23 protein-coding genes are annotated in these 24,199 nt (G+C 68.3%); 13 read left to right on the top strand and 10 right to left on the bottom strand.

All coding sequences use genetic code 11. The features are described from left to right. Positions 1-657 (bottom strand): response regulator transcription factor, encoded by a 657-nt coding sequence (locus ABZX61_RS44785; protein ID WP_355203862.1) that lies wholly within the window; start codon positions 655-657, stop codon positions 1-3. Between the two features lie 244 nt (positions 658-901). Between ABZX61_RS44785 and ABZX61_RS44780 the strand changes: the two genes are divergently transcribed. From ABZX61_RS44780 to ABZX61_RS44755, 6 genes are all read left to right on the top strand, one after another. After that, a complete protein-coding gene (locus tag ABZX61_RS44780; protein ID WP_355203859.1) occupies positions 902-1,792 on the top strand; it encodes an ABC transporter ATP-binding protein in 891 nt (296 codons plus the stop codon). Beyond that, entirely contained in the window at positions 1,789-2,850 is a 1,062-nt protein-coding gene (locus ABZX61_RS44775; RefSeq protein WP_355203856.1) for an ABC transporter permease, read from the top strand. The genes ABZX61_RS44780 and ABZX61_RS44775 overlap by 4 nt, the downstream gene beginning before the upstream one ends. Further along, entirely contained in the window at positions 2,847-4,268 is a 1,422-nt protein-coding gene (locus ABZX61_RS44770; protein ID WP_355203853.1) for a S41 family peptidase, read from the top strand. The genes ABZX61_RS44775 and ABZX61_RS44770 overlap by 4 nt, the downstream gene beginning before the upstream one ends. Before the next feature lie 12 nt (positions 4,269-4,280). Further along, positions 4,281-5,438 carry an alpha/beta hydrolase gene (locus ABZX61_RS44765; RefSeq protein WP_355203851.1) on the top strand — a complete coding sequence of 386 codons (1,158 nt, stop codon included), beginning with the start codon at positions 4,281-4,283 and terminating at the stop codon, positions 5,436-5,438. 543 nt (positions 5,439-5,981) lie between these two features. Further along, positions 5,982-8,993 carry a Tn3 family transposase gene (locus ABZX61_RS44760; protein WP_355203848.1) on the top strand — a complete coding sequence of 1,004 codons (3,012 nt, stop codon included), beginning with the start codon at positions 5,982-5,984 and terminating at the stop codon, positions 8,991-8,993. Between the two features lie 30 nt (positions 8,994-9,023). After that, positions 9,024-9,173, top strand: coding sequence for a hypothetical protein (locus tag ABZX61_RS44755; RefSeq protein WP_355203845.1), 150 nt, complete (start codon positions 9,024-9,026; stop codon positions 9,171-9,173). A 128-nt stretch (positions 9,174-9,301) separates the two neighbouring features. Here the strand turns inward: ABZX61_RS44755 and ABZX61_RS44750 are convergent, their stop codons facing one another. Next, entirely contained in the window at positions 9,302-10,207 is a 906-nt protein-coding gene (locus ABZX61_RS44750) for a serine hydrolase domain-containing protein (protein WP_355203843.1), read from the bottom strand. A 197-nt stretch (positions 10,208-10,404) separates the two neighbouring features. Here ABZX61_RS44750 and ABZX61_RS44745 point away from each other — a divergent pair, with 197 nt between their 5' ends. Further along, entirely contained in the window at positions 10,405-11,346 is a 942-nt protein-coding gene (locus ABZX61_RS44745; RefSeq protein ID WP_355203840.1) for a site-specific integrase, read from the top strand. Here the strand turns inward: ABZX61_RS44745 and ABZX61_RS44740 are convergent, their stop codons facing one another. After that, positions 11,347-12,069 (bottom strand): TetR/AcrR family transcriptional regulator C-terminal domain-containing protein, encoded by a 723-nt coding sequence (locus ABZX61_RS44740; RefSeq protein ID WP_355203837.1) that lies wholly within the window; start codon positions 12,067-12,069, stop codon positions 11,347-11,349. A gap of 132 nt (positions 12,070-12,201) precedes the next feature. Here ABZX61_RS44740 and ABZX61_RS44735 point away from each other — a divergent pair, with 132 nt between their 5' ends. From ABZX61_RS44735 to ABZX61_RS44715, 5 genes are all read left to right on the top strand, one after another. Further along, positions 12,202-13,242, top strand: a complete 1,041-nt coding sequence (locus ABZX61_RS44735; RefSeq protein WP_355203834.1) for an NAD(P)-dependent alcohol dehydrogenase — start codon at positions 12,202-12,204, stop codon at positions 13,240-13,242. Positions 13,243-13,413: 171 nt separating this feature from the next. Beyond that, complete coding sequence (locus tag ABZX61_RS44730) at positions 13,414-14,109, top strand: hypothetical protein (RefSeq protein WP_355203831.1); 696 nt, start codon at positions 13,414-13,416, stop codon at positions 14,107-14,109. 162 nt (positions 14,110-14,271) lie between these two features. Further along, positions 14,272-14,478 carry a hypothetical protein gene (locus ABZX61_RS44725; protein ID WP_355203829.1) on the top strand — a complete coding sequence of 69 codons (207 nt, stop codon included), beginning with the start codon at positions 14,272-14,274 and terminating at the stop codon, positions 14,476-14,478. Positions 14,479-15,069: 591 nt separating this feature from the next. Next, positions 15,070-15,231, top strand: a complete 162-nt coding sequence (locus ABZX61_RS44720) for a hypothetical protein (protein ID WP_355203826.1) — start codon at positions 15,070-15,072, stop codon at positions 15,229-15,231. Between the two features lie 626 nt (positions 15,232-15,857). Then, positions 15,858-15,989: a hypothetical protein gene (locus tag ABZX61_RS44715; RefSeq protein WP_355203823.1), complete on the top strand. Its 132-nt coding sequence runs from the start codon at positions 15,858-15,860 to the stop codon at positions 15,987-15,989. A gap of 42 nt (positions 15,990-16,031) precedes the next feature. Here ABZX61_RS44715 and ABZX61_RS44710 read toward each other — a convergent pair whose 3' ends face one another. From ABZX61_RS44710 to ABZX61_RS44690, 5 genes are all read right to left on the bottom strand, one after another. Further along, positions 16,032-16,631, bottom strand: a complete 600-nt coding sequence (locus ABZX61_RS44710; protein WP_355203820.1) for a dihydrofolate reductase family protein — start codon at positions 16,629-16,631, stop codon at positions 16,032-16,034. Next, on the bottom strand, positions 16,628-17,476 hold the full coding sequence (locus ABZX61_RS44705; RefSeq protein ID WP_355203818.1) for a metalloregulator ArsR/SmtB family transcription factor: 849 nt from the start codon (positions 17,474-17,476) through the stop codon (positions 16,628-16,630). The genes ABZX61_RS44710 and ABZX61_RS44705 overlap by 4 nt, the downstream gene beginning before the upstream one ends. 549 nt (positions 17,477-18,025) lie before the next feature. Then, entirely contained in the window at positions 18,026-18,436 is a 411-nt protein-coding gene (locus ABZX61_RS44700; RefSeq protein WP_355203815.1) for a hypothetical protein, read from the bottom strand. Positions 18,437-18,775: 339 nt separating this feature from the next. Further along, positions 18,776-18,955 carry a hotdog domain-containing protein gene (locus ABZX61_RS44695; RefSeq protein WP_355203812.1) on the bottom strand — a complete coding sequence of 60 codons (180 nt, stop codon included), beginning with the start codon at positions 18,953-18,955 and terminating at the stop codon, positions 18,776-18,778. Between the two features lie 125 nt (positions 18,956-19,080). Then, the gene (locus ABZX61_RS44690; RefSeq protein ID WP_355203810.1) at positions 19,081-19,416 is read right to left on the bottom strand and encodes a hypothetical protein; all 336 of its coding nucleotides are present in this window, start codon (positions 19,414-19,416) and stop codon (positions 19,081-19,083) included. 552 nt (positions 19,417-19,968) lie between these two features. On the opposite strand from ABZX61_RS44690, the gene ABZX61_RS44685 reads away from it, so the two are divergent. Beyond that, positions 19,969-20,982: an RNA polymerase subunit sigma-70 gene (locus tag ABZX61_RS44685; RefSeq protein ID WP_355203807.1), complete on the top strand. Its 1,014-nt coding sequence runs from the start codon at positions 19,969-19,971 to the stop codon at positions 20,980-20,982. 325 nt (positions 20,983-21,307) lie between these two features. Here the strand turns inward: ABZX61_RS44685 and ABZX61_RS44680 are convergent, their stop codons facing one another. Both ABZX61_RS44680 and ABZX61_RS44675 read right to left on the bottom strand, forming a co-directional pair. Then, on the bottom strand, positions 21,308-21,871 hold the full coding sequence (locus tag ABZX61_RS44680) for a dihydrofolate reductase family protein (protein ID WP_350742258.1): 564 nt from the start codon (positions 21,869-21,871) through the stop codon (positions 21,308-21,310). A 1,359-nt stretch (positions 21,872-23,230) separates the two neighbouring features. Continuing rightward, positions 23,231-24,058: an alpha/beta hydrolase gene (locus ABZX61_RS44675; protein ID WP_355203804.1), complete on the bottom strand. Its 828-nt coding sequence runs from the start codon at positions 24,056-24,058 to the stop codon at positions 23,231-23,233. Positions 24,059-24,199 lie beyond the last annotated feature (141 nt).

The following is a 24,199-nucleotide window of genomic DNA, read 5'->3' as shown; positions in this document are numbered from 1 at the left end:
TCACCCTCCAATTCGGTAGCCGGCGCCGGTGACGGTCTCGATCAGCGGCGGGTCGCCGAGCTTGCGGCGCAGCGTGCCGACGGTGATCCGGACCGCGTTGGTGAACGGGTCGGCGTGCTCGTCCCACACCTTGTCCAGGAGGGTTTCCGCGCTGACGAGGTCACCGCAGGCGGCGAGCAACTGGTGGAGCACGCCGAACTCCTTGGGTGTCAGGCGCAGCAGCCGCCCGTCCCGCTCGGCGCTCCGCCGAGCCGGGTCCAGGGTCACGCCGGCGGCGCGCAGCACCGGCGGGCGGGCCGGGGCGCTGCGCCGTACCAGGGCGTGCACCCTGGCGACCAGCTCGGAGAACGCGAACGGCTTGCCCAGATAGTCGTCCGCGCCCAGCATCAGCCCGCCAACCCGGTCCTCAACGGCGTCGGACGCGGTCAGCATCAGCACCCGCGACACCCCCCGCTGGACGAGCCGGCGGCACACCGCGTCGCCGTGCACGAGGGGCAGGTCCCGGTCCAGGACCACCACCTCGTACGGCGTGATCTCGCACTTGTCCAGCGCGCTTTGGCCGTCGAGGGCGACGTCGACGGTGAAGCCGTGCTTGCGCAGCCCGGCTTCGATGTACCCGGCGAGGGGCTGCTCGTCTTCGACCAGGAGCACACGCATCCGGGCAGTATCGCAACACCCGCATATGGAACACATATGGTCCGCCGATCGCCCACCGATAAGCGCCGGCCGATAGATGTGATCGCTATCAAGGCCCGCCGGGCCGGCCTCGACGACGAAAGCATCGAGGCCCTCTTCATGACCACCTTTCGGACCACCGCTCAGGAGGACATAGCGTGACCGAGCGAAGCGAGGGCACCAATAAGCACAGCACTCAAGTCATGAAAGCTCCGAAGGAGCTCTCGTGACTTCTGTCCTGCAGGCCCAGACGCTGGGCAAGAAATACGGCAAGCGCTGGGCGCTGCGCGAGTGCACCGTCGACATCCCGGCGGGCCACGTCGTCGGGCTGGTGGGGCCCAACGGAGCCGGCAAGACCACGCTGCTGAAGCTGGCCGGCGGCCAGCTCCAACCGACGGCGGGCGCCATCACCGTGCTCGGCGGCCGGCCCGCAGGCACGCCCGCGCAGCTGGCCCGGGTCGGATTCGTCGCCCAGGACACTCCCGTCTACACAGGCCTGACCGTCGCCGATCACCTGCGACTGGGGGCACGGCTCAACCCCCGCTGGGACGCCACCATGGCGCGGGAGCGCATCGCGCAGCTCGGCCTCGATCCCGCCCACCGGGCCGGCAAGCTGTCGGGCGGCCAGCGCGCCCAGCTCGCCCTCACCCTGGGCCTGGCCAAGCGGCCCGAGCTGCTGATCCTGGACGAGCCGGTCGCCTCGCTCGACCCGCTGGCCCGCCGGGAGTTCATGCAGGGGCTGATGGAGGCCACCGTCGAGCACGAGTTCAGCGTGGTGCTCTCCTCCCACCTGGTCTCCGACCTGGAACGGGTCTGCGACTACCTGATCGTGCTGGTGGACTCGCGCGTGCAGGTGACCGGGGAGGTCGACAAGCTGCTGGGCACCCATCACCGGTTCACCGGCCCGCGCCGCGATCGCGACCGGCTGCCCGCCGACCAGCACGTGATCTCCGCGCGCCACACCGAGCAGCAGAGCACGTACGTGGTCCGTACCGACGCCCCGATCCACGACCCCGCCTGGACGGTCAGCCGGCTCAGCCTGGAGGACCTCGTCCTGGCCTATATGGAAAAGCAGACCGCCGACAACCGGCGAGCCGCGCTGGAGGTGCAGCGATGATCTGGCTGACCTGGCGCCAGTTCCGCGGCTCGGCCGCGATGATGGCCGCCGTACTCGGCGTACTCGCTGTCGCTCTGGCCGTGACCGGCCCGGGACTGGCCTCCGCCTACTCCGCAGGGATCGCCGACTGCACCACGGACAACACCTGCGAGAACTTCTACAACCGCTTCTTCGGCGAGTACAACCTCCCGTTCATGGCCCTGACCCTCGTCGTGCTGCTCCTGCCCGCCCTCGTCGGGCTCTTCTGGGGAGCACCGTTGATCACCCGCGAGCTGGAGGCGGGCACGCACCTGCTGGTGTGGAACCAGAGCATCACCCGCGGCCGCTGGCTGGCGGTCAAGCTTGGGCTCACCGGGCTGGTGGCCGTGGCCGCCGCCGGCCTGTGCGGCCTCATGGTGACCTGGTGGTCCGACCCCCTGGACGAGTCGGCCGCCGAGGGCATGGCCCTGATGGCTCCCTTGGTGTTCGGTGCGCGCGGCATCGCCCCCATGGGGTACGCGGCCTTCGCCTTCGTGCTCGGCGTGACCGTGGGTATGGTGGTGCGCCGCACGCTGCCCGCCATGGCCCTCACGCTGGCCGTTTTCGCCGCGATCCAACTCGCCTTGCCGACGATGGTCCGTCCCCATCTGATGGCCCCGGTGACCGCGACCTTCGAGCTCGGCAGGGCGAACATGGAGAGCCTCAGCATCCCCCAGGAGGGAGGCGCGGCCCCGCGGCTGTTTTTGAGGGAGGCCGTTCCCGGCCAGCCGGGTTCCTGGGTCCTGGCCAACGAACTGCTCGACCCATCCGGACGCGTGACTTCCGGCGGCAGCAGCGGCGCCGGAGCCGTCATCAATGTCTCCTCGACGTCGGGACCCTGCGCACCGGGGAGTGCGGCGGCGGGCGCCGGGGACGGCTGCTTGGGCGAGGTCAACCGCCTCGGCTACCGGCAGCAGGTGACCTACCAGCCCCTTGAGCGCTTCTGGCTGTTCCAGTGGATCGAGACCGGAATCTACGCCCTGCTCACCGTCGGCCTGACGTGGTTGTCGTTCTGGTGGATCCGGCGGCGCCTGTCATGACCGTCATCAGGACCGCGACCGCCGGGCTCGCCCTCCTGCTGGCCGCGGCCTGTACGGCGCCGACGGCGCCGCGCAGCGAGGCGAGCGCGGCAGGCAGTACGGTCTGCGCACAGCCTCAGGGCCGCCTCCCGGCGCAGACGCCCACGACGATCGACGTCATCGAGCAAACGTACTTCTGCATCCTCGGCAACTACTACAGCGGCGCCACAATGGACGCCCGCTCGCTGCTGACCGCCGGGTTCATCGCGTTGACGCGGGAACTCAACCTCAGCGGGCGTGATGTCTCTGAGGCGACCATGCCGGCGTTGACCGGTGACCGGGAAGCCGACTGGACCGCTTTCGAGGCCGTCTATCGGAAGGTCACCGCTCAGGTCCCCGACCTGAGCGACAAGCTGGCCGTCGTCACCCTGGAGGCCATCGTGGCCGCCCTCGGCGACAATCACGCCAGGTGGGTGCACGACGTCGGAGGGGCGCCCCCCGACTACTATGACGGCGACGGTTACGGCCTGGGCCTTCAGGCGAGCGTCAACGGAGCTCAGGTGAACGGCAACCCCGGCGCCGCGCTTCCCCCGTTGTTCGTCACCACCGTGGAGGGCGGCGCGGCGCAGGCCGCTGGAGTGCGTCCGGGTGACATCATCGAATCGATCGACGGATCGGCGCCCTTCATCGACGGGAAGCCCACCCCCGCGATCGCCGCCCTCTACCCGCAGTACCCCGAATCCGGCCCGGTCAAGCTGCGGCTCTTGCGGCAGAGCACCGGCCGCCGCTGGAGCGTGACGCTCAAGCCCGGCGTTTACGAGCGGGATCTGGCCGCCCTGCAAGGGGTGACGTCGAAGCTGCTGGAAGACGGCATCGCCTATGTGCGGTTGCGCGGGTTCACTCCCGGCGCCGGGGACAGGGTGTTCAAGGCGATCTCCCGGCTGCGCACCGGCCGGACGCTCACCGGTGTTGTGCTGGACCTGCGGGGCAACGGCGGCGGCAGCGCCCCCGAAGCGATCCGGCTGGTGAGCGCCTTCGTCCATGGCAAGGTCACCGCCTACCTGTGCACTGTGGACGCCAAGTGCGAAGCCTTGCGGACCGACGACACCGTCGAGCTGCTCAACCTGCCGCTTGCGGTGCTCACCGACCGCAGTTGCGCCTCGGCGTGTGAGCACTTCAGCTCCGCGGTCAAGGACATGGGCATCGGCCGGCTGGTCGGCATCAGGACCGCCGGTGCCATCTCCGGCCCCTCGGAGCCGTTCCAGCTCAGGAACAACACCATGCTGGCCTTCCCCACCAGGCACCACCTGGGGCCGAACCGCGAGACGCTCGACCGGATCGGCGTGCCGCCCGACCACTACGTGCCCCTGACCCCGAAGGACGCGGCCGCCGGGCGCGACCCCGCCCTGGCCAAGGCGCTGACCCTGCTGGAGAAGTGAATGGACCTCTCGATGAGACAGATCCTGGCAGTCGCCGCAGGGCTGGTCGTCTTCGCCGCGTCCGCCTGCTCCGCGCCCACGCCGCCCCGGTCGGCTACCAGCCCGTCGGCCACGCCCACCGGCCCGGCCGTCCTGCCCGCGCCTACCGGCGACCATCCGGTCGGCACCACCATCCTGTATGTGAACGACACCTCCCGCCCCGATCCCTGGAACCTCAACGTCGAAACCAGGGAGCTCAAGGTCACCCTGTGGTATCCGACCGAGCAGGAGGACGGAGAGCGAGCGCCGTACATGACGCCGAAGGAGTCGGAGCTCTTCCTGAAGGGCTCCGAGATCGCGGGCGTGCCGTCTGACACGCTGAGCAAGACGCGGACGAACGCCATCAAGGACGCCGAACCCGCGGGGGAGAAGCTTCCGCTGGTGGTGCTCTCTCCCGGCTTCACCAAGCCGTTGAGCTCACTCACATCCCTGGCGGAGGAGCTGGCCAGCCGGGGGTACGCGGTGGCCGGGATCGACCACACCTACGAGAGCTACGTCACGACCCTGTCCGCTGGGCGGGTCGCCGAGTGCCTCGCGTGCGACAGCGACACCGACCCTGGCTTCGGCACGAGGGTGGTCCAGGGCCGCGCGGCCGACGTCTCCTTCGTGCTCGACCAGCTGACAGCGAAGTGGGACGGTTCCGGCCTGATCGACAGGTCCAGGATCGCGATGGTCGGCCAGTCGATCGGCGGGTCCGCCGCCATGGCGGCCATGGTGAAGGACTCCCGCGTACGCGCCGGGATCGACATGGATGGCAGCACCTACGCCCGGATCCCCAAGAGCGGATTCTCCCGGCCGTTCATGTTCATCGGTTCGGAGCAGCACGTCCCCGGCGGCAGCGACTCTTCGTGGGACCGTGACTGGAAGCTGCTGACCGGGTGGAAGCGCTGGTTCGTGGTGACGGATACAGACCACCAGGCGTTCACCGACATTCCGCTGGTGGGGCCCTCCCTCGGCATCAAGCCCGTCTACGGTGTCCTGCCCGCGAAGCGCAGCGCCGAGATCGCCCGCACATACGTGGCAGCCTTCCTCGACCAGCACCTAAAGGCGCGACGGCAGCCACTCCTGGACAAGCCGTCAACGCGGTACCCGGAGGTCAAGCTCTGCCCGGAAAATTGCGGTCAATCCTGATGCCCGACACGCTGCCTGAAGCCACCAGGGGATGTTGACCACAGCTCGCCCAGGCTCAGAAGACGCGAAAAGAGAGCGACACCGGGCGCCGACCGCCCTGAAGGAACCGCTCGGGCAGGGAGCTCCAAGGCCCACCGGCCGACACCCCGGAGCGGTTCAACACGATCATGGGCCAGACTGTCTTCTCCAACGAGGACCGCAGCCGGCTCGGCTCGGCGCATGACCCACCTCAACCAGCAGGTGTAAGACCAAGGTCCGCCACACCGGCGGATCCCTGGTGCCGGCCGGACATTGCTACGAAGCGGTCTGGCTGTGGACCAAGCAGGTGCACGCCGCGAACGGCGGCACGGTCTTCGCCACCGGCTACGTGGGGTCCCGGTAGCAATGAAGAAATTTTCAACGAAGTAGCGTCTGACCTGCGGAAATAGAGAAGTCCACCTCCGGTGGCGAGTTGATGATCACCGCCGCTACGTTCGTTCCGGTTTTGTCCGGTACGGCACGTGGAGAGGTGTGTTGTCCGAGAAGATGTTCTCCGAGGAGTAGTTGGAGCAGCTGCGCTCGTTCCCGGAGATCACCGGCGATGAGTTGATCCGGTATTTCACGCCGACGGCGGCGGACGTGGCGTTCGTGAGTCCCGGTGGGCGGGGCCCTGTCGATCGGCTGGGCATGCTGGTCCAGCTCTGTACGCTGCCGTGGCTCGGGTTCGTGCCCGATGATGTGGCCTCGGCGCCGCCGGCGGCCGTGGCCCGGGTCGCGGAGCGGCTGGGCGTGGCGCTGGCGGCGCTGCGGCTGTACGGCAAGCGCGATCAGACCCGCTCGGATCATCTGGGCCTGGTCGCCGAGTATCTGGAGTGGCAGACGGCCCCGGCGGGCAGCCAGGCGATGAAGGAGCTGGAGCAGTTCCTGCTGGACCGGGCGATGGAGCACGATTCGCCGACGCTGTTGTTCAACCTGGCGCGCGAGTATCTGATGGCGGCCAAGGTGATCCGGCCCGGCGTGCTCATCTTGGCCAAGATGGTCGGCACCGCGCGCAAGGGTGCCGCCGATCTGACCTCGCAGTTGGTGGGGCACCTGCTGACAGCTGAGGTCCGCGCTGACCTGGAACGGATGCTGGTGGTGGATGCGGGGCTGGGGATGACCCGGCTGGAGTGGCTGGTCAGCCCGGCCCGGGACGCCTCAGCGACGTCGGTGAAGACCGCGATCGACAAGCTGACCTGGCTGCGCGCGATCGACGCCCACCAGATGGACGTGTCGGTGCTGCCGAACGAGCGCCGTCGGTTCCTGGCCCAGGTCGCACGCCGCTCGACCAACCAGGGGCTGGAGCGGCGCAAGGAGCGTAAGTTCCCGATCCTGCTGGCGTTTGTGGCCCAGGCCGCGGTCGACCAGCTCGATGAGGTGGTGGCCCTGTTCGACCAGGCCGTCAGCGCGCGGGAGTCCCGGGCGAAGTCCAAGACGGATGAGGCGCTGGTCGAGCGGGCCAAGAAGGGCGAGGCCCGGCAACTGGTGATGGAGTTGATCCTGCCGGTGCTGGCCGACCCGTCGATCCCGGACGATGAGGTGGGCGGGATGCTGCGTGAGCGGATCGGCATGCAGCGGCTGCGGGAGATCACCTCTGATGCGTGGAAGCCGCTGCCCCGCGATCACGGCCGGCTGTCGGAGCTGGAGTCCTCCTACACCTACCTGCGCCAGTTCACCCCGAACGTGCTGGCCGCGATCGACTTCCAGGGCGGGCCGGGCACCGGCGAGCTGATGGAGGCGGTGGCCCTCTTGAAGGAGATGAACCGGCTCGGCGGCCGGAAGGTGCCCGCGGGGGCGCCGACCGGCTTCGTGCCCGCCAAGTACGCCGACTACCTGGCCAAGGCCCGCAGCAAGTCGGGGGAGGACACCGCCTACCGGCACTTCTGGGAGCTGTGCGTGATCTTGTCCCTGCGGGACGGGCTGCGCAGCGGGGACGTGTTCGTGCCCGGCTCGCGCCGCTACGCCGACCCGGCCACCTACCTGTACACGCCCGAGCAGTGGGCGCCCCGGCGCGCCGAGTACTGCCGCCTGGTGGGCAAGCCGTCGAACGCGGCCCAGGCGCTGGAGCAGGGCAAGGAGGAACTGCACGAGGCTCTGCAGGAGCTGGAGAAGACGCTGGCCCAGGCGCTGCCAGATGACACCGGCATGGTCCGGCTGGATGAGGACGAGCATCTGGTGGTGCCGCCGCTGTCGGCCGAGGACGTGCCCGCTGAGGCCAAGGCGCTGAAGGACGAGCTGGCCGCGATGCTGCCGTTCGCGCCGATCGCCTCGCTGCTGATCGAGCTGGACGCGCGCACGCACTTCCTGGACTGCTTCACCCACGCCGGCGGGCGCAAGCTCAGCACGTCCGTGGAGACCAAGCGCAACATCTTGGCCGTGCTCATCGCGATGTCCACGAACCTGGGCCTGGCCCGGATGTCGGAGGCGTGCGGGGTGTCCTACGACGTGCTGGCCTGGACGATGGAGTGGTACGTGCGGGAGGAGACGCTGCGCGAGGCCAACACGGTCATCGTCGACCACCACTACGGCCTGGAGCTGGCCAAGGTGTTCGGCGGCGGCACCATGAGCTCCTCCGACGGCCAGCGCTTCCCTGTCCGGGGCAAGACCGTGACCGGCCGGAACATGGTCATTCACGGCGGTCAAGTGCTGTCCACCTACACCCATGTCTCCGATCAGTGGTCGACGTACGGCACGAAGATCATCGTGCCGACGGCGCGGGAGGCGCACTTCGTCCTGGACGACTTCCTGGGCAACACGACCGACCTTCCGATCGCCGAGCATGCGACCGATACTCACGGCGCCACGTTGATCAACTTTGCGTTGTTCGACCTGGTCGGCAAGGCGCTGACCCCGCGGCTGCGGGATCTGACCCGAGTCACCCTGGTGCGCGACGAGACCCCGACCGAGATCACCAAGCGTTACCCGCACGCCGGGCCGCTGCTGGGCGCGCGCTGGAACGAGGACCTGGTGGCCGGCTGCTGGCCGGACCTGCTGCGGATGGCCGGGTCGCTGAAGTACGGCCAGGCCACCGCTTCGCTGATCGTCGGCAAGTGGTCGGCCGCCTCGCGGCAGAACACCCTGGCCGCCGCGCTGAAGGAGTGGGGCATGCTCAGAAGGACCGTGCACCTGGCCAAGTACCTGTCGGACCCGGCCTTCAGGAGGAAGATCTCGCGGCAGCTGAACAAGGGCGAAAGCCTGCACGCGCTGCGCCGTGACCTGCACTACGCACAGCAGGGCACGATCACTCGGCCGCATCTGGAGCAGCAGACGGAGCAGGCGTGGTGTCTGACGCTGCTGACCAATTCGGTGGTCGCGTGGACGACCGAATATTATTCTCGGGCGGTGCTGGAGCTGCGTTCGCAGGGCCGGGATGTGCCCGATGAGATCTTGTCGCACATCTCGCCCGGGCACAGCGACAATATCAATTTCTTCGGCGTGATCAATGTGGACGTCGAGGCGGAGCTGGCCAAGCTCGACACCAGCGGCTGGCGGCCGCTGCGGCCCGCACAGCTGCGTGAGCTGGGGCTGATGCCCTGACGGGTTCGGCGCCCCGCTCCCTGCAGACAGGTGGCGCAGGCGGTTGATGACAGGGCCCCGGTCGACCGGCGTGGCCTGACCCCGCTGTTCTGGCTGCACGTGCGCCCGTACGGCGAGGTCCGCCTCGACCTGAACGCCCGGTTGAGCATCGGTGGTCTCGGCTGGCTCGGCGGCGTATGACGGCAACTTGTTGATCGTTTGAGTCACAGTTCCCCGTTTCCGGACATGACCAACAAGGGTGCGCGCTCGAAGGCCGGAGCCTGGTCAAGTCTTTCTGTTGGACCGACTCGACCAGGCAGGATGGGCTGTCAGTTGTCGATGGCCTGGTAGAGCGTGGTCCAGAAGTCGTGGATGGCCCGCGCCGAATCCGGGGTGGACATGCCGGTCTGGGTGAGCAGGATGCCGACGAGCTGGTGGTGCGGGTCGGCGTAGACGGTGGTGCCGCTGCCGCCGTCCCAGCCGAACTGGCCGACGGGCGCGTAGTCGCCCCGGTAGGTGCGCACCGCCATGCCGAACCCCCAGCCGCCGTGCTGCCCCAGGCCGTACCCCCGATGGACGGAGTCGCGGCCGAAGGCCTCCCGGGCGGCCAGCTGCTCGGGCGGAAGTTGGTTGGTGGTCATCAGCTCGACCGCGGGCCGGGACAGGATCCGCTCGCCGTCGTGAATCCCGCCGTTGAGCAGCATCTGGAAAAAGGCGTGGTAGTCGTCGGCGGTGGAGTCGAGTCCGCCGCCGCCGGACTGGAACGCCGGAGGTGTGCTGTGGTGGCCCCCTTCGGCTGGGTCCTCCACGTGGAACTCGCCGGTCTGCCAGTCGGGGGCGTACAGCGGCGGTAGCCGGTCGATCTTGTCGGCGGGTACGTGGAAGCCGGTGTCCTTCATGCCCAGCGGGTCGAAGATGCGCTCGCGCAGGAACTCCTCGAACGATTGGCCGGTGACCCTGGCCACCAGCACGCCGAGCACGTCGTTGCTGATGTTGTAGATCCACCGCTCGCCGGGCTGGCAGATCAGCGGCAACGTGCCGAGGCGGCGCATCCACTCGTCCGGGTCCGGCGCGGGCAGCAGCCATCCGTCCTCCTGGCCGTAGACACCCCGCTCGAAGAGCGCGCCCATGATCGGGGTGCCCGGCGCGGTCATGTCCATGCCGAGCCCGTTGGTGGAGGTGAGCAGGTCCCGCACGCTGATCGGCCGCCGCGCCGGCACGGCAATGGCCCCCACGTGGCGTGAGGCCTCCAGGCAGGCCAGACCGGCTATCGATCCCATCCCAGGTCACGCATATGTACGTGATAATCATCTATTATCACGTACATGAGCGATCACGGCGGCGGCGCGACCAGGCGAACTGCCCGCCGCGGCGGCGCGCGACTCCGGCACGTTATCCGGTACATCGCCGCAGGCGTCGCGCGGGGGGCGGCATGAGCGCCGCACCGAAGATCACCGCCCTTCGCGGTGGGCACGTCACGCTCGCCGCGGCGGCCGACGCCTTCCTGGCCACCCCGCACACGGCCAACCCCAACACCCACCGCGCCTACGCCTCAGCCATCGACCGCGTCACCACACTCCTTGGCCGCGACCGGCCGCTCGCCGACGTCACCGACACCGAGATCGGCACCGCGCTCACCGAACTGTGGGGAGCGAGCGCGCCGGCGACCTGGAACCGCAACCGCGCCGCCATCACCTCCTGGCTCGCCTGGTGCCAGACCAATAAGCACTGGGCCGCCCCCTCGGTCCCGGCCGACAGCGAACGCCGCAAGGAGAGCGCCGACGAGACCCGCGCGGTCGCCAAGACCACCATCCACCAGCTGCTGTCACGCCGCGACATCCCGCTCCGGGAGAAGACGCTGTGGCGGATGCTGTACGAGACGGCGGCCCGGGCAGCGGAGATCCTGGCGCTGAACGTCGAAGACCTCGACCTGGAGCACCGCCGCGCCCCCGTCCGCTCTAAGGGCGGGGCCACCGAGTGGGTGTATTGGGACCGCGGCACCGCCCACCTGCTGCCCCGGCTACTACGCCTACCGGACGGCAGCACGCGCACGCACGGTCCGCTGTTTCTGTCCGAGCGGCGCCCGGTCCCCGCCCGCCGCCCGGCCGCCGCCGACATCTGCCCGCACACCGGCCGCGCCCGCCTGGGCTACGACCGCGCCCGCGTCTTGCTGGAGAAGTACGCCGGGCTCGATCTGCACCAGCTGCGCCACAGCGCCGCCACCCACCTCGGCGAGGCCGAAGTGCCGCTGCAGCTCATCATGGGCAAGACCCGCCACAAGAACCCCCGCACCGCCCTGCGCTACGTCAAACCCGGCGCAGAAGCCATCGCCAAGGTCACCGAGGTCCTGGCACCCCGCCGCCGTACCCACTGATCAGGAACTTCTCCGAGTGGGAGGGGACGCTGCCCCTTTCTCTCGTACTTGGTCTGGCCCCCTCAGGGACTCGAGGGCGGCTAGGACGAGGTCGAGGCCGAAGATGAACTCCTTCGCCGGGTCGAAGCCGGCAGAGACGAGCGCCGCGGCGGACTCGTTGAGGTAGGGGAACTCGTCAGGAGGGAGCTGGGGCAGGAAGACGTCCTCGGCGATGTCCGCGAACTCATCGGCGGTGTCGAACGGCAGGCTGGCCGCCTGCAGGGCGAAACCGTAGACATAGCTGTCGAGCAACCAGTTGGCGTGCGTCGCCATCAAGGCCGAGAAGCCGGCCCTCCGCAGGCAGGCGGTGACCGCTTCGTGGTGGCGGAGGTTCGCGGGCCCGGGCGATGTCCGCGACTCCATCAGGCCGTTCGCCCACGGGTGGCGTGCGAGAACCTGTCGGGCGGATACCGCCCGCCGTCGCATCGCCGACTGCCAGTCGGTCCCTTCGGGCGGGAGCTCGATCTCCTCGAACACGACGTCGATCATGGCGTCCAGCAGCTCGTCCTTGCTCGCCACGTAGTAGTAGAGCGACATCGCGCCCGCGCCGAGCGCGCGAGCCAGCCGGCGCATGCTCAGCCCGTCGACCCCCTCGCGGTCGGCGAGGCGGACCGCCTCCACCACCACCCGCTGCTTGCTCAGCCCCGCGTCGGACGCGACCTGCCTTTGTTCCCTCCCGGACACGGGTCTCCTCGCTTGCTCGTACAGATTGACAATCGTACAGCGTACGAGCACAGTACAGCAGACGCACTCGTACGGCGTACGACGTACGGTGTACGAGTCAGCGAGTGTCGCGGTTCGGAGGAGGAGGCTTCTGTGGGGATCGAACAGCGATCGAATACCGGAGACGGCCTGGTGCCGGGGGCGAGTCCGGCCGGGGCGGCGACGATGCGGGCCGCCGTCCAGCACCGCTACGGCCCGCCCTCGGTGCTCAAGTCGTCCGAGGTCGGGCTACCGCTGCCCGGTCGAGGCGATGTGCTCGTCCAGGTGGGCGCGACCTCAGTACATCCTGGCGACTACTTCGTCATGACCGGTGAGCCGTACGTGGTGCGCCTGGTGTTCGGGCTCCGCCGGCCGCGCCACGGCATCCCTGGCAGGGACCTCGCTGGCGTGGTGGCAGCGGTCGGGAAGGACGTCACCGCTCTCCGACCCGGCGACAAGGTGTTCGGCTGGAGCACCACAGGAACGCTCGCGGAGTACGCCTGCGTCCCGGCGGACCACCTCGTGTCCGTGCCTGCCAACCTGTCGGACGTGGACGCGGCAGCGGTGCCCACGTCGGCCATGACGGCATTGCAGGCATTGCGCGACATCGCGAACGTTCGACCGGGCCAGACGGTGCTGATCACGGGCGCGTCGGGCGGCGTGGGCTCCTTCGCCGTACAGATCGCCAAGGCCTTCGGCACCGAGGTGACGGGTGTGTGCAGCACCCGCAACGTCGACCTGGTCCGGTCGCTCGGCGCCGACCACGTCGTCGACTACACCGAGACCGACTTCACCCGCACCGAGAAGCGCTACGACGTCATCCTCGACAACGTGGAAGCCCAGCCCCTGGCGGCTGTCCGCCGAGCGCTGACGCCCACCGGCACCCTCATCCCCAACAGCGGACGCGGCGGCCGCTGGCTCGGCCCCCTCGGCCGGATCGTCAAAGCGCGCGTGCTGTCCGGGTTCACCCGTCAGCAGCTGAAGCCCTTCACGTCGGCCGGGAAGCGCCAGGACCTGCTCACCCTGGCCGACCTGCTCACGACCGGGCAGGTCACGCCCGCCATCGACCGCACGTACCCCCTCGACGAAGCAGCCGACGCCCTCCGCTACATCGCGGCCGGCCACACCAGAGGGAAGGTCGTCGTCACCGTCTGACGACCGCACCGACGAGAACGACCCAACCCATGCGTGTGCACGCCCAAACCTGCCGCCACTCCGGCGGACGAACCGCTCCTCTCGAAAGTAAGAACCGATGACCATCCCAACGAAAACCCCGAACCTGCTCGACAACCCGCCGGTCATCCGACCGCAACGAAGGAGTAAGAGATGAGATCACCGAAGAACACCGCCACCACGCCAGCCCGCAGTTGGTTCGTTCGAGGCCGGCTCGTCGGTGCCGCGGCGATCGCGTTCGCGGTGTTGGTGGTGATAGAGAACGTGTTGTTTGCGGTAACGGGCGCGCTGCCCTACGGCGCTCCGATCGAGGAAGTGCTGGCCTACTACGCGGCCAACCGCGACGCGGTCGCGATCGTGTCCGGTCTGGTAGCCCTGTACCTGCCGCTGCTGCTCGTGTTCGTGACGGCCCTGCACGGCCTCGTGGAGCGGCGCGGCGGAGCGGGCGCTGACTGGTCGCGCCTCGCCTTGGCCGCTGGCGCGACGCTGTCGGCCATCTTCGTGCTTGTCAACGTCCTGCAGATCGGGCTCGCGCTCTCCGCCGGCGGGCTCGCTGAGCCGACGCCCGCGTTCGGGCTCGTCTGGCAGATTCACGCGGCGGCGTTCGCGCTGGCGCTGCCGATGCTCGGCACCACCTGCATCGGCGCGGCCCTCGCCGCGCACGCGAGCGGGCTGACTCCGGCTTGGCAGCGCCTGCTGGGCATGGTGGGCGGGAGCCTGCTGCTCGCCGCGGGGCTGGGCAACCTCGCGATCGCCGACGGCTCGCCGCTGATTTTCGTCGGGCTCCTAGGGTTCGTCGCCTGGCTCGTCGGGCTGCTCGCGACCGGCGTGCGCCTCGTCCGGTCGTGACCGAGATGAGGGCGGCGCCGAGGTTGCGCACGCTGGCGAGGACTCCGTGGAGGGCCGCCCGGGGATGGCAGCCACAGCCTCGAATTCGACCACCCGTGCGTATTCACGCCCAAACCTGCCGCCACTCCGGCGGGGAGACCGCTCCTCTTGAAAGAAGAACCGATGACCATCCGAACGAACACCCCGAGCGTGCTCGACAACCCGCCGATCCCCGTGCAGGCCAAGCTCACGGCAGCTTGGACCAGCTTCATGTTCTTCTACATCTACGTCGACTACCTCCACCTCTACAAGGGGGCGGCCGGAATACGCCAGAGACGGGCCGCGCGAGGAGGTTCATCCCTCCTGACCTGGTGTTTTAACCCCGTTTAAGGGAGCGACTCGTATCGATGGCGAGGATGCCGTGACATCCTGTGCGGCGCCGGAGCCGACGATGCGAAGGAACGGCCGTAGTCCCTGGCCGATACCCGAGCCGCAAACCGTCCTTAGCGTCATGATCCAACACCGTGATCAAACCGAGACGCCAGTCGGAGGAGCTTGCGTTATTGCAGGTCAGACGCAACTTCGTTGAAAATTTCTTCATTGCTACCGGGACCCCTACGTGCGCGGATCCGTCCCGCGCGTGCCCAACTGCGCCACTGAACCCGTGTCGTACTGCAACACGGGCCTCATCGGCAGCAGCTGCGACGGCACACCCGTACCCAAGAAGTGAACAGCCCCACCCGGGTAGCCCCCGGCGTCCGGACGACCCCAACACGAACACGATGGAGATCGACATGGAAAACGCCGCGAATCAGAAGCGCTCGCGCAGGAGCATCGCGCCGGCCGTCGCGCTGGCCGCCGTCGCATTGGCCGGCGCGGCCTGCGGGAGCGACCAGGAATCCGGCACGTCCGCGATGCTTAAGCAGGCCGACTCAGTGGCCTTCGCCAAGTGCGTCCGCGAGAACGGCGTACGCCGTGTGCATGCGCAGCAACGGCGTGCCGTCGTTCCCCGACCCCGACACAAGCGGCGCTTTCAAACTCGACGACAACACACCGCAGTTCAAGAAGGCCGAGGAGGCCTGCAAGCAGCACCAGCCGCAGAACATCCCGAGCATGACCCCCAGCAAGACCGGCGGCAGTTGAGCGTGATCCGCCGGACGGACACACTGGGAGCCGAAGCCTCGCGATTGACCGACCGGTCGCGTTCTCCACGCCTGGATGAGCTGGCGAACAGCACCCGCGACTGGAACGGACCGTCGTCGCGTCCGGGGTGCGGTGGACCTTGTACGGCCCAGCGCGTCGGCAAGTGCCACAGCAGCGGACCTCCCCTTCTCAGCTCATGAGGGCCGAAAGCCCGGCCGGGCTGGCCCCGCCTTCAGCTCAATGCCCTTGTGCGCTGGAACGGAATTCGGCGCTTACCGCTGCCGGGGAAGGACGACTGGATCAGCTACACGACCAGCGGGAACCGCGCTGCGCCGGATTCCGTTCCAAATCTCTTACCGAGCCCCTACAACGACTTCGGTGCCGCACTCTGGGTCGCCGTATCGGCAAGCCTCGGCAACTACGTCGGCCACTACCTGGCCACTATCGAAAACGAGCTGCGCCACTACCAGCGGTACGCCATTGCTTGCTTGCCGCACTCGCCCTGCTCGCTCGCCGGTGCTTACGTGGGCCTCCCACAACGTCCGCCGACGACGACATGCCCGCCACGTCCCCGGCAACCCTAACGGCAACCCGCCCAACGGCGACCAGCAGCGCCACCACACGACATGCCCAGACAGTCGGCCGGCCTCGAGGCCGCCCTGGAACCGGGCGATCGTGAGCGCTTGGCCGCCGCGCTGAAGGCGGTCGAGAAAGTGGTCGCCAAGGTGGCCGCGAACGTTGGCTCGGCGGAGAGCTGACCGTTCCCACAGCCTGTTTACGGGCTGCGCCGACGTGCCGGCTCAGCGGACTCGGTCGTAGACCATGGCGAGTTCGCCCAGCTCGCCGGTCTCCTGGCGGGTGAGCGTCCATTTCGTAGCCGGCAGGCCGTCGTCGAACAGTCGTTGCCCGCCTCCGGCGATCTCGGGGAAGATCATGAGGTAGAGCCGATCGAGCAGGTCTGCCGACAGGAGTGGCTTGATGATGCTGGCGCTGCTGTTGACGAGGATGTCGCCTTCGCCGCTGGTCTTGAGCTCGGTGACGACGTCTGCGGCGGGGGCGTTCACCACGCGGGCGCGTTCCCACGGTGCGTCGGTCAGGGTGGTCGACAAGACCACCTTTTCCGTGTCGACCAGCCACTTGGCGTATCCGCGGTCGCGCGGATCGGCGTTGTCGTCTTCGGCGACCGACGGCCAGTAACCCAGGAATCCCTCGGCGTTGATCCGGCCGAGCAGTGCCGTCGTCGCGTGCTCCCACATGCGGGTCATGTGGTTGCGGGCGACGTCGCTGGTTGCATACGGGGCGAACGCGGCGAAATCGCCGGGCCCGCCGGGACCGTTGTAGCGTCCGTCGAGGGTGAGGCTCAGGTTCGCGGTCACCCTGCGGCCGGTTGTGTTCGTCATTTCGTGCTCCTTGTATTGGTGTTGTACGTGGTGAGGGTCGCCGCAAGCTTGTCGAGGGTCTGGCCGTAGCCGATCTCGATGCCCGCGATGAAGTCCGCGGAGTCGACGGTGCTGTCGGTGATCCGGACTTGAACGTCGAGGTCGGTGCCGGTGTCGGTGGGCCGTAGGTCGAAGGCGACGTGGGCGGTGAAGGCGATGTCGCCGCTGGGAAGCATCGGGGAGGAGCGGTAGGCGAGGCGCTCGCCGGGGCGTACGTCGTCGACGACTCCCTGCGCGCGCCCGGCGACCAGGTCGGAACCGTCGGCGTCCTCGGCGTCGCGGTATTCCAGGACGATCCGTCCACCCGGTCGCGCCTCGAAGACGAGTTCGGAGACGCGCAGGTCCTCGGGCGTCCACCAGCGGGCGAGCAGGGGCGTCTCGGTGAGGTGGCGCCAGATCAGCTCGGGGCGCTGCGTCAGCGACCGGAGGAACCTGAACGAGCGGCCGTCGGCCCACCCCGGCTCCTCCGCGGCGAGTCGCTCCGCCTGGAGGCTGAGCCCGTACCGGTCGTAGGTCTCGCGCGGGCCGCCGACCTGCTCTGCGGTGTCGGCGAGCCGGCTGAGCGCCGCTGCCAGGTGGCGCAGCGGAGCGGAGCGGAGGGCGTAGACGCGGCGCTGGCCGGTGCGCTGGGAGGTGACGAGGCCGGCGCGCTCGAGGGTCTGCAGGTGCTTGGTCGTCTGCGGCTGGCGCGCCTCGGCGAGCTGGGCGAGGACGCCGACCGAGCGGGGCCGCTCGGCCAGCAGGGTCACTAGCCGCCAGCGGGCCGGGTCGGCCAGTGCGATGAGAAGTGCGTCCGCTGTCTCCATAGGCAGAAGTATTCGCCAGTACGAATATTCGTGTCAAGGAATAATTCGGGATGGTTTGGGTGAGCCGGGAATCGGCCGGGCAGGCCCGGGACTCCGGCGAGCCGCCACTCGGTTGATCAGTGGGTACGGCGGCGGGGTGCCAGGACCAGGGTCCACCTGCTGATCAGCTCATCCTGTTCCCAGTCGGTACGCACGTCGGAGTTCCTCCCCATGCCCATGCCATCAACGGGCCCGATCACCATCGAGAAGCCCGGCCGTCGCGGGCATGCGAAAGGGCCCGCCGGTGGCGGGCCCTTCGGTCTGTGGGGTGGCGCGGTGCGGCGCCGGTGTCGGTGGGGCGTGCTACTCGTCGCGGTCGGCCTGCCTCGCGGCCGGCCGTGACTGCCTTGGTGATGTCCTCGCGCGTGCCCATGCCGCGCCTTTCCCGCTGTGACGCAGACGAACGGGAGTTGTGCTGAGGCTCAGTGGCGCAGTGCTCCCAGTACCTCGCGGCCACTGGCTTTCGGATAGCCGGGCGAGCCCCGAACTGCGCAATGGGCAGTGACCTCGTCAGGCTGTCTCGGTGTCGGCGGGTCGAGCGGGCACAGAGCCAGGTTCGCCGTCAGACCAACGAACCCAGTCAACCTCACTGACGTGGTCGGTGGTGCCGTGGCCGGGTTCTCTTGAGCATTCGGCCCACATCCCGATATACGCCGCATCATCCACGCTCCCGATGTCCCATCTCAGACCCAGCGCGGAGCACAGACTCCCGTCCGGGGGCGACACTTCCAAGTCCGGGGGAGCGAACAGGCCCAACGAGGCCAGAGCAGCACGGGCGATGACTCTGCTCTCCACCTCATTGTCGCCTAAGGCGGCGCCTGCTTTGATCGCGTAACCAATGGCCGTGCTGTACTCGTCGTTAGTCAGGTAGCGCATGGGCGAGGGAAGGGGGACCGGCGCGCCGGTCGGATTCTCGGACATGCCATCACGATGACAGAGGGCGTCGACCCGTCACCATGGCCTCTTCGCGAACGGCGCCCTAACCCATCCCCTGAGTCGTACCTCGCTGGTCAGCCGCACAACGACGCTTTGAACCACGCGCTCAGCGCTTGGCCTGCTGGTCGGCCTCGCTGACGCGGGCGCCGGCCGCCCACCGCAGCTCGTCCCAGAAAACCGGATCGTCGGCCTGTTTGGTGACGACGTCGACCCCGGCCGGCACCTCTCCCACCCGGCCCGATGCAGGGCACCGCCCGCCGTACGCCGGGGGAAGCGCATTGTCCGTCCGAGGTGGAGGGAACCGAGGACGGGCGTGGGGCGGTGTCAGCCCAAGAGAACGTAGACCGTAGAGGCTCGGGCTGCTATTTCTCCGCTGTTCGCTTGGGTGAGGGCGACGTCGGTGAAAGCCATCCGGCGGCCCAGCTTCGTGACGACGGCTTCGATCCGGACGTCACTGCCTGTCACCGCCTGCTGGAACGTCGTGGACTGTTGCACCGTGGTCATCGGCCTGTACGCGCCCAGTACCACCGACCCAGATCGGCAGCCGGGCGGACACCGCCCGGACGAGCCGCCTTTGGCGTCATCGCCGGTGATGGACCGCCGACCCTGTCCCTGCGCGCAGGCGCAGGTCACGCACTCCGATCGTTCCCGCTGAACAGCCTGTCCAGATACAGGTCGATCGCGGCAAGCGCGTCCAGGGGCCTGATCACGTCCAGTTCGATGAGGGGGGCGAAGCCGGTGAGGGCGAGGAGCAGGTTGGTCTCGGTCGCCGGGTCGCAGTGAGAGTCGATGTGCCCGTCGGCGATCGCCTGGCGGACCAACTGCTCGACGAGGGCCCGTCCTTGGACGAGGCCGTGGCGCGCCTGCTCGTGGACGGCCTCGTCGTGCAGCGCCTCCAGGGTGACGCAGGAACGAGGCGAGCGCCTCGGTGGTCGGCACCCCTCCCGGCGTCTCCGCGTTGTCACGTTCGGGCACGGCGGTGAGGTGCCGGTTTGTCGCCATCTGACCCGCTTCCCTGGTGGGTCAGATGACACGCGGGAAAGGTGCACGGCCCGCACGGGTGTTCCCGCAGGACTGGCAGCGCTCCTCACCGGCCCCAGCCTCATCGCGCCGGCGAAGATCCTAGTTCTCCGCCGGTCGGATGCCACCGACATGAAGCAACTCCAAGCTCAGCGCGACGCTGTGACCGCGCCACCGCCGGTCTGAACCGTCGGTTAGGCGTCCTGTCCGACCTCGGCGAGGCCGCGCGGGTGACTGACCTCGCCGAGGCGGCGTCTGGTTTGGCATCGTGGTCGGAGGCGCGCCGATGCGGCCCCTAAGTAGCAGGCGCCGAGAAACCACGCTTGGCCGTGCTGGCCCCACCTCGACATGGAGGGTGTGCCCGACCCGGAGCACGTTCCCTGGATCGACCCCGACCCATCCGGCCTGGCGAACGGCCCGGTGTCAGCGGCTTCACCGATCAGAAATCCTCCGCCACGTCGTCAGTTCTGTTAGCCCTCGCACCGGTGGAAGGATTGATGACCATGACCGACTCCAGACCGCTGGGCGCCGACGAGGCCACGTTCCTCGCGGCGGTCCGCTCAGGCGATACGGCGCGGTTCGCACTCATCACGGAGCGCCACCGGCGTGAGCTGCAGGTGCACTGCTACCGGATGCTCGCGAACTACGAGGATGCCCAGGACCTGACGCAGGAGACGTTCCTGCGAGCGTGGAACAAGCGGGAGTCGTTCAAGGGCCACGCGGCCCTGCGGACCTGGCTGTACCGAATCGCGACGAACGCCTGCCTCGACTTCCTGGCCAAGCGCAACGACCGCACACCCGTACCGTCCGGGCTGCCGGACCCCGGCTCCGAGGTGCTGTACCTGCAGCCCTACCCCGACCGGATGCTGCCCGAGGACCCGCAGGAATCGGTGGTGGCGCGGGAAACGATCGAGCTGGCGTTCATCGTCGCCGTCCAGCACCTGCCGCCGCGGCAGCGGGCGGTGTTCATCCTGCGCGACGTCCTAGGCTGGCCGGCGTCGAAAGCCGCCGACGCCCTCGAGCTGACCGTCGCATCGGTGACCAGCGCACTGCAGCGGGCCCGTGGGACGATGCGGGAGCAGCTGCCCGACCGCCGCCTCGACTGGCGGAGCCCCGCCACCCACGAGCTGTCGAATGACGAGCGCGGCGTGGTGAAGTCGTATATCGATGCTCACGAGCGCAACGACCTCGACGGGCTGATGTCCCTGCTGCGCGACGACCTGCGCTTCGCGATGCTGCCCGAGCCGGGCACCTCGGTCATCACGGCCAAGGACGCGGTGGACGGCTGGGTCTCCGGTGGGCTCTTCCAGCGCGGCTACGACGACTGGCGCTGTATCACCACGACGGTCAACCGCATGCCTGCCGCCGTGCTGTACCTCCGCACCCCCGACGACCCGGAGTACCGGCTATTTACCATTGCGGTCCTGCACATCGTCGACGGGAAGATCGCCGAGCTCACCGGATTCGACGCCACCGACAAACCATGGCTGGGCCTGCCCTCGACACTGTGATCAGACAAGTCCCCATCGTCGACGAGTCCAGCGCACGGGCCGCCGTCACCGAAGTCACCGCGGAATGAGCACCCCGACCAGCTGAACACCAACGCGACAACGCGAACACCACCGCCCCGCCGGCGTTGCCGGCGGGGCATCTTTATCCCCGAAGAACATCGTCACGATCAACGACGCCGTCGCCCTCATCTCCAGCAAGTCGGTCAACAGCTCACTCGGAACGCAAGGAAGGGCCCGGGGAAGGTTCCCTCATAGCCGAGGGTCACGGTGAGCACGCCAGGAAGGATTTCGACCTGGCCTCACGAGCCGAGCATCTGGCCCGTGCTCATCGCCTCGTCTCGTATCGGGTCAGCACCACGCCGCCGGGAAACGTCCGCGTCTCCACCAGGTTCAGGTTCACCCAGCTGTCCAGGGCCGTGAAGAACGGCGTGCCGCCGCCCAGCAAGGCCGGTGCGGTGACCAGCACGTACTCGTCGATCAGCCCGGCCCGCATGGCCGCTGCGGCAAGTGTGGCGCCGCAGATGTCCATGGGGCCGCCGTCTTCGGCCTTGAGCCGGGTGATCTCGGTGACCGCGTCGCCGGTGACCAGGCGGGTGTTCCAGTCGACCGTGCTGGTCGTCGAGGAGAACACCACCTTCGGCATGTCCCGCCAGCGGCGGGCGTACTCGATCTCCGCCGGTGTGGCGCCGGGCTGCTGGTCGGCGGTCGGCCAGTGGGAGCTCATCGTCTCCCACAGTTTGCGCCCGTACAGCGCCAGGCCGGTCGCCCCCACCCGGTCGGACCACCACTGGAACAGCTCGTCGCTCGGTACGCTCCAGCCGAGGTCGTCGCCGGGCGCGGCGATGTAGCCGTCCAGGCTCAGGTTCATGCCGAAGATCAGTTTCCGCATCGTGCCGGCCTCTCGTGAGTCGATCTCACACGTACAGACGGGCACGGCGCGGAAACCTAATCGGTGCGCGATCTGCGTCCGCAGGTAGTCCTCGCGTTCCGGACTCGGCACGGCGTACTCGGCTGGGCTCGAGCACTACCCACCGGATCTCGACTTCACCCTCGTACGGGCAGCGGCGCACCCATGGCCAGCTCTCCCCGACCGCTGCTGCCGTCTGCCCGGACGGGAAAGCCTTGCACGGCCACCTGCAACAGAGGCTGTCTACTTTCGCGGAGGCGTTGCGGTAGCGCTCGACGCGCTCGCTGCGCGAGCAGGAGTGTGAGCGACCTGGGTCCCGAACGCCTGATCACACAGCTATAGCGCCAGCCAGGCCCCCTCACCGCGCTGGAGATCGCCAACCAGTCCCCGGCGCTTGGGCATCTCGCTCGGCGACCAGGGGGCACCGGAATACGAGCGAAACGTGCCACGTGGCCCACGGCCGGGGCGGATTGCCGTGCGGGGAAAGCTGGTACGTCGGAAAGGGCTACAACTCGATCTTGGACTCCCTGCCCGGCAGGTTGCGCGAGCGCGGAACAGAGTGCGGACGCATCAGGTGGGCTGCCCCTGCACAGGTCGACCCGGCCGTCCGGATCGGGATGTTCACGGTCCGGCGAGCCGGTGGCGACGCACCATTCGATCTCAGCTGGCGGCCGGCTCGGCGCGCAGGTAGGCGTACACGGTCTCCCGCCTGATACCGAACTCTCCAGCCGGCTCTGGTCTCTTCTCACCACCCGCGCGTTCACGCAACCGACCGGCCCGGATGCTCGCCTCGATCTGCCGGTGCAGTGGCACCCCGGCGTCACGGTCCAGTTCGATGAACGGCCAGCCCGGAATTGGTCCTCAATCGCCCCACGGGAACGGACCCTATCGGCGTGTACCAATTCCTGCCAAGCAGAGTGACCTGCCGGGTCTCTCGGTGGCGAACCATCCAGATGAGCTCCTGGCCGGGGGCACGGGGACTGGGGCCATCTCTCTTCGACAAGTCACCAACCGTGAGCAGATCGCAGGTGGGAAGGTGCTCTGGTACCTCGCGATGTCCCTGGACGGCTTCGTGGCAGTGCGGCAAAGGCGCTCATCAAAACGGCTCGCCCAGTTGGACGCCTCGAGGGCGATGCGGCGAGCCGAGTACTTACCAGTGCGGCGCAGCAGTTCTATCCGGACGACGGTCTCGGCCGGAGGAGTGGCGGTGGGGTGGCAGTGCGGGACACTCGGGCGATCCAACAGCATGGTCTCGCCGTAACGACGGTGCCTCTTACCGGCAGACGCGCACCGAGGTCGCGGGCAGCGGCTACGACAGATTCGTGCCGCGGTGAGCCAAGCTCAAAACAAATCCGGCGCCGTCGGCGTCACATCATCGAGGAACGCGTTCACCATCGGCACCAGTACCGCTGACTCCCGAAAGATGCCGACGTGCGTCGTCGGCAGAATCACCAAGCGCGCGGCCGGAACCCCTGCCCGCGACATTGCCGCGTCCGCATCGCCGCCGCGCAGCTTGAACATCGCCAGCGTATGCTCCGGCTTCACGTCATCCGTATCACCGGCGATGACCATCGTCTTCGAAGAGATCGAACGCATCTCCGCGTCGCTGATGTTCTGTTCATTGTTGCCGAAGATCCTCATCTTTTTGAGGTAGGTTTCGAACGCCGTGGCGTCCGGCGTGTGCGCCATGAACGCCTTCTTGACGGACGTACCGGCCCACCATGTGGTACCTGAATCTTCGGCGCCCTCCACCACTGACGGATACCAGCCGTCCCTACGGTAGGCGGCTGACAGCGTGACCAGCTTGTTGACCAATGTCGGGTGCCGGAGCGCGAGCTGCAGCGCGACCCCGCCGCCTTGTGAGTAGCCCATCACGTCCGCGCGCTCGACCGTCAACGCGCGCAGCAACGCCGCGGCATCATCCGCGAACCGCGGGTAGGACAGCTCGCGCGACGTGTCCGGCGTGCGGCCGTGCCCCTGTTGATCGAAGACAATCACGGTGCGCGTGCCTGCGAAAGCCGATACCCATGGCTCCATCGAGTCGGTGGCCATGTGCGCGCCAGGGATGAGCAGCAACGGAGCCGTTTTCGACGTGCCGAACTCTCCATATACCTCGTGATAGAGGCTCAGACCGTTGATCGGCAGGTGACCACTGCGCGAAGGCTTCATCGCCACCCCTGACTTAACTCACGTTCGGGACGATGACGCTACGCCAGGAGTCCCGATGACGGCCAACCCCTAATGGGGCAACTCGCAGGTTGCCCGGCCGAAACGTTGGTGAGTAATCGTTACACGGCCTGCCCCAGAATG

Source organism: Nonomuraea sp. NPDC003709 (assembly GCF_040610775.1).
Taxonomy (GTDB): domain Bacteria; phylum Actinomycetota; class Actinomycetes; order Streptosporangiales; family Streptosporangiaceae; genus Nonomuraea; species Nonomuraea angiospora_A.
This window is presented reverse-complemented; position numbering and strand designations above follow the sequence as displayed.

What these genes read in the sequence shown, in the direction of transcription:
- ABZX61_RS44730 (WP_355203831.1), top strand. Translation starts at nt 13,414, where the DNA reads ATGAGATCACCGAAGAACACCGCCACCACGCCAGCCCGCAGTTGGTTC.
- ABZX61_RS44785 (WP_355203862.1), bottom strand. Translation starts at nt 657, where the DNA reads ATGCGTGTGCTCCTGGTCGAAGACGAGCAGCCCCTCGCCGGGTACATC.
- ABZX61_RS44685 (WP_355203807.1), top strand. Translation starts at nt 19,969, where the DNA reads ATGACCATGACCGACTCCAGACCGCTGGGCGCCGACGAGGCCACGTTC.
- ABZX61_RS44680 (WP_350742258.1), bottom strand. Translation starts at nt 21,871, where the DNA reads ATGCGGAAACTGATCTTCGGCATGAACCTGAGCCTGGACGGCTACATC.
- ABZX61_RS44710 (WP_355203820.1), bottom strand. Translation starts at nt 16,631, where the DNA reads ATGACGAACACAACCGGCCGCAGGGTGACCGCGAACCTGAGCCTCACC.
- ABZX61_RS44700 (WP_355203815.1), bottom strand. Translation starts at nt 18,436, where the DNA reads ATGTCCGAGAATCCGACCGGCGCGCCGGTCCCCCTTCCCTCGCCCATG.
- ABZX61_RS44695 (WP_355203812.1), bottom strand. Translation starts at nt 18,955, where the DNA reads ATGACCACGGTGCAACAGTCCACGACGTTCCAGCAGGCGGTGACAGGC.
- ABZX61_RS44725 (WP_355203829.1), top strand. Translation starts at nt 14,272, where the DNA reads ATGACCATCCGAACGAACACCCCGAGCGTGCTCGACAACCCGCCGATC.
- ABZX61_RS44715 (WP_355203823.1), top strand. Translation starts at nt 15,858, where the DNA reads ATGCCCAGACAGTCGGCCGGCCTCGAGGCCGCCCTGGAACCGGGCGAT.
- ABZX61_RS44765 (WP_355203851.1), top strand. Translation starts at nt 4,281, where the DNA reads ATGAGACAGATCCTGGCAGTCGCCGCAGGGCTGGTCGTCTTCGCCGCG.
- ABZX61_RS44675 (WP_355203804.1), bottom strand. Translation starts at nt 24,058, where the DNA reads ATGAAGCCTTCGCGCAGTGGTCACCTGCCGATCAACGGTCTGAGCCTC.
- ABZX61_RS44770 (WP_355203853.1), top strand. Translation starts at nt 2,847, where the DNA reads ATGACCGTCATCAGGACCGCGACCGCCGGGCTCGCCCTCCTGCTGGCC.
- ABZX61_RS44720 (WP_355203826.1), top strand. Translation starts at nt 15,070, where the DNA reads ATGCGCAGCAACGGCGTGCCGTCGTTCCCCGACCCCGACACAAGCGGC.
- ABZX61_RS44775 (WP_355203856.1), top strand. Translation starts at nt 1,789, where the DNA reads ATGATCTGGCTGACCTGGCGCCAGTTCCGCGGCTCGGCCGCGATGATG.
- ABZX61_RS44745 (WP_355203840.1), top strand. Translation starts at nt 10,405, where the DNA reads ATGAGCGCCGCACCGAAGATCACCGCCCTTCGCGGTGGGCACGTCACG.
- ABZX61_RS44705 (WP_355203818.1), bottom strand. Translation starts at nt 17,476, where the DNA reads ATGGAGACAGCGGACGCACTTCTCATCGCACTGGCCGACCCGGCCCGC.